Here is a 12,492-nt window from a genome sequence, read left to right as displayed (position 1 = left end):
AGGTGTTGGAACGCGCAGTGTACTGGGAGTTTCAGCGCCAGGCGATGGCGGCGTTCACCCCAGTTGCCACCAGCTGGGGAACATCTGCCGCACCCGGGGCTCGGCGAAGCGTTCGTCGATCAGCATCAGCACGCCACGGTCCTGGTCGCCGCGGATCACCCGGCCGGCGGCCTGGATCACCTTGCGCACGCCCGGGTACAGGTACGCGTAGTCAAAACCGGCGCCGAACTGGCGGCCCAGGCGCTGCTTGAACTGCTCGTTGACCGGGTTGACCTGGGGCAGCCCGAGGGTGGCGACGAAGGCGCCGATCAGGCGCGTGCCGGGCAGGTCCACGCCCTCGCCGAAGGCGCCGCCGAGCACGGCGAAGCCCACCCCCTGCCCGTGCTCCACGAACCGCGCCAGGAAAGCCTCGCGCCCGGCCTCGTCCATGCCGGGCTCTTGGCACCAGATCGGCAGTACCGGATAGCGCTCGGCCAGCAGTCGCGCCACCTGCTCCAGGTATTCGAAACTGCTGAAAAAGGCCAGGTAGTTGCCCGGCTGGCGGGTGAACTGGGCGGCGATGAGTTCGACAATCGGCGCAAGCGACGCCTGGCGCTGCTGGTAGCGGGTGGACACCTCGCTGACGATGTGCACCTGCAACTGCTCGGCGCGGAACGGCGCGGCGACCTCCAGCCAGGCCGTGTCGGCGGGCATGCCCAGCAGGTCACTGTAGAAGTGCCGCGGATTGAGCGTGGCGGAAAACAGCGTGACGCTGCGCGCCGCGCTCATGCGCGGCCCCAGCAGCCGCGCCGGCACCACGTTGCGCAGGCACAACGTGGCCAGGCGCCGCCCCCGTGGGCCGTTGCGCGGGCTGATATCGAACAGGAAGTGCTCATCGAACAGCTCGGCGATGCGGCTGAACTGCAGGGCCTGGAAGAAGAACTCCAGCACCTTGGGTTCGACCTCGGCGGGCGCCTGGTTCATGCGTTCCTGGATCAGCCCGATGCATTGCTGCAGGGCACGCAGGAAGGCGTCCGGCAGTTGTTCGCTGGCTTGATACGGCGCCACCTGGGCCTTGTACAGCGCGTTCCACTGCCGGTTGAGTCGGTCGAGGGCACTGCCGAGGCCGGCCGGCTTGCTCTGGCGCAGTGCCAGCAACTGGCCCTGGTCAAGGCTGGCACTGTACATCTGCCGTCCCCGCTCCACCAGGTTGTGCGCCTCGTCCACCAGCACCGCCGTGCGCCACTGGTTGGCCTGGGCCAGGCCGAACAGCAAGGCATGAGCGTCGAAGTAGTAGTTGTAGTCGGCCACCAGCAGGTCGACCCAGCGCGCCATTTCCTGGGCCAGGTAATAGGGGCAGACCTGATGCGCCAGGGCCACCTCGCGCAGGTTGGCGCGGTCGAGCAGCGGCACCTGGGCGGCGGCTTCGCGGGCGGCCGGCAGCCGCTCGTAGAAGCCCCGCGCCAAGGGGCAGGACTCACCATGGCAGGCGTTCTCGGGGTGCTCGCAGGCCTTGTCGCGGGCGATCAGTTCGAGGCTGCGCAGCGCCGGCTGCGGCGACGCCCGGGTAATCTGGCGCAGAGCGTCGAGGGCCAGGGCCCGGCCCGGGGTCTTGGCGGTGAGGAAGTAGAGCTTGTCCAGTTGCTGCGGCACCACGGCCTTGAGCAGCGGGAACAGGGTACCGAGGGTCTTGCCGATGCCGGTGCTGGCCTGGGCCATCAGGCAGCGGCCGGTGCTCACGGCCTTGTACAGCGTCTCGGCCAGCTGGCGCTGGCCCAGCCTGAATTCGGGATAGGGGAATGTCAGCGCGCCAAGGTCCCGGTCCCGCTCGCTCAGCCGCTGCTCTTGCGCCTGCGCCCAGGCCAAAAAACGCTGGCACTGGGTCTCGAAGAAGCGCTTCAGGTCATCGGCTTGATAACCCTCGCTGATCAGCGTCTGGCCATCACTGTCGACATCGACATAGACCAGCGCCACATCGATCGCCGGCAACTGCCGGGCCTGGCACAGCAACCAGGCGTAGACCTTGGCCTGGGCCCAGTGCAGTTGACGATGGTTGTCGGGCTGCCGGGCCAGGTCGCCGCGGTGGGTCTTGATTTCCTCCAGACGGTTGCGCGCCGGGTCGTAGCCATCGGCGCGGCCGCGTACCCGCAGCCCCTGGTACTCGCCCTCCAGCGCCACCTCCGACTCATAACCAGCGGCGCGCCGCGCCACCACCCGACGGTGCCCGGCGATGCCCTCCTGGGCGGTGGGCGACGGGGTGAAACGCAGGTCGAGGTCGCCGACCTTGGCGCTGAACTCACACAGTGCGCGCACGGCCACGGTGTAGCTCATACCGATACGCCCCCCTTCCAGCGCACATGGCACACCGCGACCGGCAGACCGTGGGCATGGCAGAACTCGAGCCAGCGCAGTTGGTTGTCCTGCAGGCGATCGCCCGGCCCCTTGACCTCAACCATGCGGTAACCGCCCTGCCCCGGCCAGAACTGGATCAGGTCAGGCATGCCGGCGCGGTTGGCGCGGATATCCTGCAGCAGGCGCAGGAAGCAGGCCTTCAGGTGCGCGGGCGGCAGGTAGTCGAGTGCCTGTTCGAGCAGCGCCTCATCGAGCATCTGCCAGAACACGAAAGGCGACTGCAGGCCCTTCTTGGCCTGGAAGCAGTCAAGGATGGCCTGGCGATGACTGCCATCGTCCAGGCGCCCGAGGCAGACGTCGAACAGTGCCGCGCGGCGCTGCTGGAAGTCGACGTCGTGCAAGTCCTGAGGCCCGCTCTGGAACGGGTGGAAGAACGCCCCCGGCACCGGGGCGAAGACCGCCTCCCAGCACAGCAGGCCGAACAGGCTGTTGAACAGGGAGTTCTCGACATAGTGAACACTGCCGCCTTCCTGCTCCAGGTGCTGACGCACCGCCTCTTCCACTCCCAGTGACGCAAGTTCCGTCGGCAGTTCCAGTTCGATAAGCATCACCGCCTCGCTGCGCCGGCGCGGCTGTGCCGGACCGCCCAGCTTGCGCACCAGGCGTGGCAGCAGGCGTTCCAGGGCCTGACGCTCCAGGGCGTTGGCGGGTGCCAGGGCCATATGCTGGGCCAAAGCGTGAGCCTGCGACCATTGCTCGCTGCGCTCGTAGACCCGGACCTGGCGGATACGTGCCTCGGGGTGCGCGCACTCGGCGTAGATCCCCAGTGCCAAGTCCCAGTCCCCCAGGCGCTCGCATTGCTGGCCGAGGCTGAACAGCAGGCGCGCCCGGCGCCTGGCCAGCCAGGGGTTGCTGTCGTCGAATCCGTCCAGCGCCGCGAGCAGCTCGGCAGGCGCGGCGCCCTGCTCCAGACGCTCGGCACACTGGTGCAGGGCGATGGCCAGATCGACCTCGGAGCGCTGGCGCAAGGCCCGCGAGTCGTCGCTGAACGCCACCTGTTCATAGCGGAACACGCCCAGGTCGGCCAGCACGAAGTCCGACCAGCTCTGGTAGAGGTTGCCGAAGAACAGCAGGCGCAGACGGTCGCACAACGGCTGCCGGCGCCAGTGCAGGATCCGCACCGGGAAACCGGGACACCACTGGGCCAGCGGGCCTGGCGGCAAGCCCAGGGCCTGCAACTGCTCCAGCAAGTCGCCCTTGCCAGCGCGCGGGCGGGGAAGCCGCCCTGCGAAGCATGTCGCCAGCTCGTCCTTGCGCAGCAACGCCCACAGTTGCTCCACCGTCACCGGCGCATCGTCGACCACCCAGCCCAGCACCAGCAACGGCGCCAGAGCCGCCTCGGTTTCGCCGATCTCGGCATAGGCGAGCTTGTCGCTGCGAAACAGCTCGCCCTTGCGCATGACCATGCGCACCAGCACAGCTTGGCTGGGTACCGGCAGTTGGCTGAAAACCTGGATGAATCCATGCTCGTTGCGGTCCAGCAGGTCGGCATAGCGCTGCCCGACCCAGCTCAGGACCTGGCGAAAGTTGTGCAGGTAGTACAGGGGATCATCGACGGAGTGGGCGATCACGGTGCAAGTCGGGTGTGATGAACAAGCACTGGTTATACATACAGACCGCAGTCGTGGGCAAGCGCGCTGGATCGACGGTCACGCGATCAGTACTCGTGCTCGCCACGACAACAGGACTAATCGACCGCGCGCAATGGCGCAAAGCCGCCGCTCGGGCTGGCTGACAGGGGCCGCAACCACTGATCGCGCCGGCCCAACAGCTGGAACAGGCGCCGGGCGTGGAGGCTGAGCGTGCCAGCATACACCCCCCGCAGTTGCGTGAGCTGCAGGCCACTGGTTTCAACCAGCCACTGGCTGACCGGTTCCGGGCAAGGGAGCCCCTGCAAGGCGCGGTGCAGATACGGCAGCGCGACACGCATCCCTGGATGACAGCGCAGCACAAAGGTCTCTAAGTTGTGCCCCTGCGCCTCGAACGGGGTGAACAGCTGGCAGACCAGTTGCGCCTCGTTCACGTCATAGGCGCCAGCCAGGCGTGCCTGTGCCTCGCTGCGCAAGGCCCGCCCCTGTGGCCAGGCAACCGACGGTTGGCCAAAACGCTGGAAGAACGCCTGCGTGCCTTCGCGATAGCTGCGCTGATTCAGGTACTGCGCCTTGAGCCCATGCAGGTGGGCCAACGGCAAGGGATCGAACAGCCCTGACGGCCCCTGGGCGTGCCTGCCCAGGGCGTCCTGCCGGCCGAGCATGCGGTCCAGCAGCTCACCGTCGTCCGGGTGGCGCAACAGGTCCTCAACCATCACCAGCCGCGGCTCGCCGCCAGGCTGGCGCAGCACGGGTGAAGTCGGCGGTTGCCAGGGATCGGCCAGCACCTTGCCTAACTGCTCGAGGCCCGCTGCCAGCACATTGTGGGGCGTCAGGGCGTGGGCCACCTCCACGGTATGGCGCAGGCAGCGCCGCCCCCAGGCCAGCAGGCGATGGCGTTGGGCGAACGGCTCGGCGCTGATCAGGATCTGCTCGCCGGCCTCCTCCATCAGTGCCTGGCCCAAGCCGTTAGCCAGCTCCAGGTAACCCCTGGCACCGAGCAGAGCGTCCGGCTGACCGCCGACCAGATGACCGAACAGCAGCCAGGCGTTGCCCGTCTCGGTCAGTTGTTCGGCCGAGCAGGCCTGGCGAGCGCCGAACGGGCCGAGCCGCCCGCCATCCGCACGCAGTAGCTCTACCCGCGGGTCGTCGTGCAGGAACAGCGCGCTGAAACAGCGGTCGTGAAGGGCAAGGGCGGTGTCGTCGAGGGTTGGCAAACGGGCCGCCAGCACCCGCAGGCGGAAGGTGGCACCATGGCGCAGGGCGATGCTCAACTGCGCGGCGCGCAGGCAGGCCAGCAGGTGCGCGCTGCGTCGGTCAACGCCGTGCAGCACCAGCACCCGGACGTTACCGACGTATTCCTGGCCGCCGGCGACGACCAGCAATCGCTGGACCAGCAACTGCACCGAGGCGCGCTGGGCCTGGGTCATGTGCTCCAGCAGGCGCTGCAGGACTTGCTGGTAGACATAATGCATGGCTTGGTCGTGAGTCTCGGTCATGCTATCGCTCCATCTCCCTGACGGCTTCGAGTTGAAGTCCGATTCTGGCAGATGAATAGCAAACCGAGCTTGAAGGAAACCTCCCAAACCCCAGTAGGACATTTAGCAAAAACTGGCTGATGTCTCAGCCCTGCAGGCTGCACGCTCCCCTGCGGGAGCGTGAATGTCCTGAGAGCTTCTTCATCGCCCGATCAGTGCGTCCCCATGTCCAGCACCACCCGCCCGCCACACGGACATTCGTCCATGTGCCGGTGCGCCTCGACCACCTGCTCGAACGGATACACCTTGATGATCTGCGGCGTCAGCAGTTGGTCGGCGGTGAACTGGTTGATGTCGCGCAACGCCCGCTGCAGGGCCACCTGGTCCTGGGCGATGCCCAGCTCCGGCTTGCCGGTGAAGTTGCCGATGCAGTGCACATGGAACTGGATGTTTTTCTGGAACGCCGCGCAGGCCGGGAACGGCGTCTGGTTGCCGCCCTGCAGGCCGTACAGCACCAGGCTGCCACGCGGTGCCAGGACATCGCCGAGCAGCGACATCTGTGGGCCACCCATGCCGTCAAGGACCATGTCCACACCACGCCCATCGGTGTACTTGCCGATCTGCATCAGCAGGTCCTGTTCCTCGGTGACGATCACCTTGTCCGCGCCCAGCCCCAGCAGGTACTCGCGCTGCTCGGGCTCCTTGGTGGCGGCGATCACCTTCAACCCCAGGGCCTTGCCCAGTTGCACGAAGGCCGGCCCCGCGCAGTGGCTGGCATCGGTGACCAGCGCGGTCTGCCCGGCCTTGGCCCGGGCCAGGTCGACGTAGGCGAAATAGGCGATCAGCAGCGGCGTGTAATGCACGCTGGCCTCAATCGGGGTCAGCACATCCGGGTAACGGGTGATGGCGCTGCGCGGGAGGACGATCACGTCGCCGTAAACCGGGTGGTCGTTGGCGCTGGTGGCCGGGAAGCTGGCGACCCGATCGCCCACCGCGATATCGTCCACACCCTCGCCCACGGCGGTAACCACGCCGGCCATCTCGTGGCCGATACCGGCCGGCAGCCGCGCCTGGGACGGCGCCAGGTTCTGCCGCCAGAGCACGTCGTACCAGCTGACGCCGATCGCCTCGACGCGGATCTGCACCTCGCCTGCAGCCGGGGACGGTTCGGCCTGCTCCTCGCATCGGAGCACATCGGCCTGGCCGAACTTGTGGAAACGGATCATGCGGGACATCGCATACCTCGCCTGTGTGAATCTCGTATTACCACGGACTTTATCCGGGCTTTCACGGTTGGACCATCAGTGGCTGTTAATAGTCGACATGCCTGTCATTGATTGGGCCCCTGACAATTCTGTGCATTGGCACCCGGAAATCGGTGCAGGGTACCAGCCTTTGGCCTTAAGATTCACCCCTGCCCCACTTCTGGCGAGCCGCATCGAATGAATCGTAACGACTTGCGTCGCGTAGACCTCAACCTGTTGATCGTGTTCGAAACGCTCATGCACGAACGCAGCGTGACCCGCGCCGCCGAGAAACTGTTCCTCGGCCAGCCGGCGATCAGCGCCGCGCTTTCGCGCCTGCGCAACCTGTTTGACGACCCGCTGTTCGTGCGCACCGGCCGCAGCATGGAACCGTCGGCACGGGCCCACGAGATCTTCGCCCTGCTGTCGCCGGCGCTGGACTCGATCTCCACCGCCGTCAGCCGCGCCGCCGAGTTCGACCCGGCGACCAGCAACGCGGTGTTCCGCATCGGTCTGTCGGACGACGCCGAATTCGCCCTGCTGCCGCAGCTGCTCAAGCGCATCCGCGCCGAAGCCCCCGGCATCGTCCTGGTGGTGCGCCGGGTCAACTACCTGCTGATGCCCACCCTGCTGGCCTCGGGCGAGATCTCGGTGGGCGTGAGCTACACCAGTGAACTCCCCGCCAACGCCAAGCGCAAGGTGCTGCGCCGCAGCATGCCCAAGCTGCTACGCGCCGACAGCATGCCCGGCAGCATCACCCTGGATGACTTCTGCGCCCGCCCCCATGCCCTGGTGTCATTCGCCGGCGACCTCTCGGGGTTCATCGACGAGGCGCTGGACGAGATCGGCCGCAAGCGTCATGTGGTGCTGGCGGTGCCGCAGTTCAACGGATTGGGGAGTTTGCTGGCGGGGACCGATATCGTCGCCACGGTGCCGGACTACACCGCCGATGCGCTGACCGCGGCGGGTGGGTTGCGCGCGGAAGACCTGCCGCTGGAGGTGCGCAGCTTCGAGCTGCACATGGCCTGGCGCGGGGCGCAGGACAATGACCCGGCGGAACGGTGGTTACGCTCGCGGATTCAGATGTTTTTCGGCGACCCTGACAGTCTCTGACCGAGTTCCCCCAAGCGCCATAAAGCCTTTAAATTCATATAGTTAGAAATATTCTCCATCCATAGCCATCCGTCAGAATCCACTCAATTCCAGCTTGACTGGGGGTATCTCGGGGGTTCATCAAGCCCAGATTAAAAAAGATATCCCCACACCATGCCCCCCGACAAACCACCTCCTTTCCTTCCAAAGCTCAGCGATGCCTTCATCCGTTCGCTGACCACACCAGGAAAGTACGCCGATGGCGACGTACCGGGTCTGTATCTACAGGTGCTTGCCTCGCTCAAGCCTGGCAAGTCACCCTCCCGGCACTGGCGACTGAAGTACCGTCTTCGCGGCAAGGAAAACGTATTCGTGATCGGCAGGTATCCGGATGTGGGCTTGAAGGAAGCCCGTGAGCTCGCCCGGACAGCGCGCAATAGCGTGGCCAATCACATCGACCCACTCAAAGCAAAAAAAGCCAAGATCGAGGCACAATGGCTCAACAAGGCGCGTACGTTTGCCTACGTGGCCGAAGAGTGGATGAATTTCAAATCTCCGGATTTGGTCAGCAAGTCCATTGCAGGGTTTCGCGGCGCACTGCGCAATCACATCTTGCCGGCCATCGGCGAAAAACCAGTCACCGAGATCAGACTTGAACACATCACTTCGATCATCAATACGCTGCGCCGTGCTCGGACGATGGCCATGGCCAAGCGCGTTCGCACCATCATTCGCGCCGTACTCGGCTTCGCTGAAGGCAGGGGCTGGGTGGAACGCAACGTGGCGCTGAGCAACACCGAGGAGCTCAAGATCCGCCACGTAGTCACCAGCAATCCAGCGATCGAACGACCGGCAGATTTGGGTCAGTTCCTGTTGCGCCTGGATGAACTAGATGCGAGCAGCGTGACCACCGCAATGCGCCTGCTGGTGATGCTGCCAGTGCGCCCGGGCGAACTTGTCAAAATGCGCTGGGAGGATGTCGATCTGATCAGCGCCGACTGGCGCTACGTGGTCAGCAAGACGCGGCACCTAGACAAGAGCAATCCACGGCCAGCATGACACGATCATCAATGGCGCCAGCAGTATCATGGCCTTGCCCGTTACGGCGTTCTAAGTCGCACTGCCAGCGTCCGGGTCGCCCTGCCTCAGGGCAACCCGGACGCTGGCAATTTCCACTCCAAGCACGCCTCAGAACTGCTCGGGCGACATTTTATACAAGCTCTGGCTACCCGCTTTGATGCTGTCCTCCAGAGCCTGGGTACGAGGCAACAACCGCTGGAAAAAGAACTCCGCGCACGCCAGCTTGGCGCCATGGAAAGCCGGATCCTCGGCCTGCAGCGCCTGCGCGGTGTTGGCCATGCGCGCCCACATGTAGGCGTAGGCGGTCAGGCCGAACAGGTGCAGGTACTCCACCGCCGAGGCGTTGACCAGGTTCGGTTCGTCACTTGCCTGTACCTGCAGCCATTGGCTGACGCGCTCCAGGCGCACCAGTGCTGCCAACAGCGCTTCCCGGTGCAGCGGAGCATCGACGCACCAGGCACGGATTTCCGCTGCCAGGCCAGCCAAGGCCTGGCGGCCGTCGGCCAGCACCTTGCGCCCGAGCAGGTCGAGCGCCTGGATGCCGTTGGTGCCCTCGTAGATCTGCGCGATGCGCACGTCCCGCACTCGCTGCTCCTGGCCCCACTCGCGAATATAGCCGTGGCCGCCGAACACCTGCTGGCCGAGCACGCAGCTCTCCAGGCCATTGTCGGTGAAGAACGCCTTGGCCACTGGCGTGAGCAACGCTACCTGGCGCTGCGCCCGTTCGCGCTCGCCGGCATCCTCGGCGTAGCGGGCGATGTCCAACTGCTGGCCGACATACACGGCGAAGGCGCGGCCGCCCTCGGTGAGGGTGCGCATAGTCAGCAGCATGCGCCGCACATCGCCATGCACGATGATCGGGTCGGCGCTGCGCTCTGGGGCTTGCACACCGGCCGCCGAGCGGCTCTGCAGACGCTCGTTGGCATAGCCCGCAGCGCTCTGGTAAGAGGCCTCGGCGCAGCCGATGCCCTGGATGCCAATGGACAGCCGCTCGTAGTTCATCATGGTAAACATCGCGGCCAGGCCCTTGTTCGACTCACCGACCAGGTAACCCTCGGCCTGGTCGAAGTTCATCACGCAGGTGGCCGAGGCCTTGATGCCCATCTTGTGCTCGATCGAGCCACAGTGGGCCGGATTGCGCGCCCCCAGGCTGCCGTCGTCGTTCACCAGGTACTTGGGCACCAGGAACAGCGAAATGCCCTTGGGCCCGACCGGCGCATCCGGCAGCCGCGCCAGCACCAGGTGGACGATGTTCTCGGTGAGGTCCTGCTCACCGCCAGTGATGAAGATCTTGCTGCCGCTGATGCGGTAGCTGCCGTCGGCCTGGGGTTCGGCGCGACTGCGGATCAGGCCCAGGTCGGTGCCGGCTTGGGGTTCGGTCAGGCACATGGTGCCGGCCCAGCGGCCTGCGTACAGCGGCGGCAGGAAGGTGGCCTTGAGCCTCGCGCTGGCATGGGCGTCGATGGCCAGGCAACTGCCGGCGGTGAGGGCCGAGTACAGGCTGAAGCTGCTGTCGGCGGCGTACATCATCTCCTCGAACAGCACGCCGAGCATCTTCGGCATGCCCATGCCGCCGTGCTCGGGGTTGCCGCCCAGGCCCACCCAGCCGCCTTCGCGGTAGGTGCGCCAGGCCTCGCGGAAACCGTCGGGGGTGCGCACCTGGCCGTTGGCGAACTGCACGCCCTGTTCATCGCCGTTGCGGCTGAGCGGGGCGATCAGCTGGCCGGTTAGCCTGGCGGCTTCTTCGAGGATGGCGTCGGCGGTGTCGGCGTCGACCCGCTCAGCCAGGGCCGGCAGATGGGCCCACAAGGCAGGGCCGTGGAAGACGTCCTTGAGAATGAAGCGCATGTCACGCAGGGGGGCGGTGTAGGTGGTCATCTCAGGCTCGCGGTTAGGCTTTGGGTTTTGAGTTGGCAGGCCCGGCCTCATCGCCGGCAAGCCGGCGATGCGGCCGCACTGGCCGCTGTGGCTGAACGCTCAGAGCGCCCGGGCGCGGTCGCGCAGCACGTACTTCTGGATCTTGCCGGTACTGGTCTTGGGCAATTCGCCAAACACCACGGTCTTGGGCATCTTGAAGCCAGCCAGGTGTTCGCGACACCAGGCGACGATCTCGCCTTCGCGGGTGGCACCGTGGCCGTTCTTGAGGGTGACGAAGGCGCAGGGCGTCTCGCCCCATTTCTCGTCGGGGCGGGCGACCACCGCGGCCTCGAGCACGGCGGGATGCTTGTACAGGACGTCCTCGACCTCGATGGTGGAGATGTTTTCGCCGCCGGAAATGATGATGTCCTTGAGTCGATCCTTGATCTCGACGTAGCCGTCGGCATGCCACACCGCCAGGTCACCGGTGTGGAACCAGCCGCCGCGGAAGGCTTCGGCGGTGGCCTCGGGATTCTTCAGGTACCCCTTCATCACCGTATTGCCGCGCATGAAGATCTCGCCCAGGGTATTGCCGTCGCGCGGCACCGGTTCCAAGGTCTGCGGGTCGGCGACCATCAGGCCGTCCAGGGTCGGGTAGCGCACGCCCTGGCGCGACTTGATCCGCGCCCGCTCTTCCAGGGTCAAGGCATCCCATTGCGCGTGCCAGGCGCACACCGTCACCGGGCCGTAAACCTCGGTCAGACCATAGGTGTGAGTGATGTGAATGCCCATCTCCTCAACCGCGCCGATCACCTTGGCCGGTGGCGCCGCGCCGGCAACCATCGCCTGAACCGGGTGCTCGATGGCGGCCTTGGCGCTCTCGGGCATGTTGACCAAGGCGTTGAGCACGATCGGTGCGCCGCACAGGTGGCTGACCCGGTGCTCGCGAATCAGGGTGAGGATTTTCTGCGGATCGACCCGGCGCAGGAACACATGGGTGCCGGCCAGGGCGGTAATGGTCCAGGGGTAGCACCAACCGTTGCAGTGGAACATCGGCAGGGTCCACAGGTACACCGGGCGGTGGCCCATGGCCCAGGTCATCTGGTTGCCGATGGCGTTGAGGTAGGCGCCACGGTGGTGATAGACCACGCCCTTGGGGTTGCCGGTGGTGCCGGAGGTGTAGTTGAGCGAGATCGCCTGCCATTCGTCCTCGGGCCATTCCCAGGCGAACTCGGGGTCGCCTTCGGCCAGCAGGGCCTCGTAGTCCAGATCGCTGACCGGCTGGCCTTCGCCATATTCCGGGTCGTCCACATCAATCACCAGAGGTGGGTGTTCGAGCAAGGCCAGGGCGTCCTTGATGACGCCGTGGAACTCGCGATCACCGATCAGCACCTTGGCCTCACCATGACGCAGCATGAAGGCAATGGCCTCGGCGTCCAGGCGAACGTTGAGGGTGTTGAGCACGGCGCCGATCATCGGCACGCCGAAGTGCGCTTCGAGCATGGCGGGAATGTTCGGCAACATCACCGCCACCGTGTCGCCGCGACCCACGCCACGGCCCTGCAGGGCACTGGCCAGGCGCCGGCAACGGGCATAGGTTGCGGCCCAGTCGCGGCGGATGGCGCCATGGATCACGGCCGGGTACTGGCCATACACTGCGGCGGTGCGTTCGATGAAGCTGAGTGGCGTCAGGGCGACGTGGTTGACCGGTGCGGGCATCAGGCCCTGGGAGAATATCGACATGCGCGGGTCCTGTAGTGG

At 66.0% G+C, this 12,492-nt stretch carries 7 protein-coding genes and 1 pseudogene; 2 read left to right on the top strand and 6 right to left on the bottom strand.

Annotated features, from left to right (window positions below):
* Positions 1-54: 54 nt before the first annotated feature.
* The 4 genes from AC25ND_RS08270 to AC25ND_RS08255 form a co-directional block, all read right to left on the bottom strand.
* Positions 55-2,310: a helicase C-terminal domain-containing protein gene (locus AC25ND_RS08270; RefSeq protein WP_486976226.1), complete on the bottom strand. Its 2,256-nt coding sequence runs from the start codon at positions 2,308-2,310 to the stop codon at positions 55-57.
* The gene (locus tag AC25ND_RS08265; RefSeq protein WP_069017758.1) at positions 2,307-3,962 is read right to left on the bottom strand and encodes a VRR-NUC domain-containing protein; all 1,656 of its coding nucleotides are present in this window, start codon (positions 3,960-3,962) and stop codon (positions 2,307-2,309) included. The genes AC25ND_RS08270 and AC25ND_RS08265 overlap by 4 nt, the downstream gene beginning before the upstream one ends.
* Before the next feature lie 116 nt (positions 3,963-4,078).
* Complete coding sequence (locus tag AC25ND_RS08260) at positions 4,079-5,479, bottom strand: hypothetical protein (protein ID WP_069017759.1); 1,401 nt, start codon at positions 5,477-5,479, stop codon at positions 4,079-4,081.
* A 191-nt stretch (positions 5,480-5,670) separates the two neighbouring features.
* The gene (locus AC25ND_RS08255; RefSeq protein ID WP_028689351.1) at positions 5,671-6,693 is read right to left on the bottom strand and encodes a zinc-dependent alcohol dehydrogenase family protein; all 1,023 of its coding nucleotides are present in this window, start codon (positions 6,691-6,693) and stop codon (positions 5,671-5,673) included.
* Positions 6,694-6,900: 207 nt separating this feature from the next.
* Between AC25ND_RS08255 and AC25ND_RS08250 the strand changes: the two genes are divergently transcribed.
* Complete coding sequence (locus AC25ND_RS08250; protein ID WP_028689350.1) at positions 6,901-7,815, top strand: LysR family transcriptional regulator; 915 nt, start codon at positions 6,901-6,903, stop codon at positions 7,813-7,815.
* Between the two features lie 153 nt (positions 7,816-7,968).
* Positions 7,969-8,835 (top strand): annotated as a pseudogene (locus AC25ND_RS08245) (tyrosine-type recombinase/integrase); the annotation flags it as partial.
* Positions 8,836-8,982: 147 nt separating this feature from the next.
* Here AC25ND_RS08245 and AC25ND_RS08240 read toward each other — a convergent pair.
* Complete coding sequence (locus AC25ND_RS08240; protein WP_028689349.1) at positions 8,983-10,752, bottom strand: acyl-CoA dehydrogenase C-terminal domain-containing protein; 1,770 nt, start codon at positions 10,750-10,752, stop codon at positions 8,983-8,985.
* Between the two features lie 99 nt (positions 10,753-10,851).
* The gene (locus tag AC25ND_RS08235; protein ID WP_062364358.1) at positions 10,852-12,474 is read right to left on the bottom strand and encodes an acyl-CoA synthetase; all 1,623 of its coding nucleotides are present in this window, start codon (positions 12,472-12,474) and stop codon (positions 10,852-10,854) included.
* Positions 12,475-12,492 lie beyond the last annotated feature (18 nt).

Source organism: Pseudomonas sp. P110(2024) (assembly GCF_057480795.1).
Note: the sequence above shows the minus strand (reverse complement) of the source record. Positions and strands in the feature narration are given on the sequence as shown.

Bases quoted from the DNA above. Each gene is read 5' to 3' on its own strand.
- AC25ND_RS08270 (WP_486976226.1), bottom strand. From the start codon at position 2,310: ATGAGCTACACCGTGGCCGTGCGCGCACTGTGTGAGTTCAGCGCCAAG.
- AC25ND_RS08260 (WP_069017759.1), bottom strand. From the start codon at position 5,479: ATGACCGAGACTCACGACCAAGCCATGCATTATGTCTACCAGCAAGTC.
- AC25ND_RS08255 (WP_028689351.1), bottom strand. From the start codon at position 6,693: ATGTCCCGCATGATCCGTTTCCACAAGTTCGGCCAGGCCGATGTGCTC.
- AC25ND_RS08250 (WP_028689350.1), top strand. From the start codon at position 6,901: ATGAATCGTAACGACTTGCGTCGCGTAGACCTCAACCTGTTGATCGTG.
- AC25ND_RS08240 (WP_028689349.1), bottom strand. From the start codon at position 10,752: ATGACCACCTACACCGCCCCCCTGCGTGACATGCGCTTCATTCTCAAG.
- AC25ND_RS08235 (WP_062364358.1), bottom strand. From the start codon at position 12,474: ATGTCGATATTCTCCCAGGGCCTGATGCCCGCACCGGTCAACCACGTC.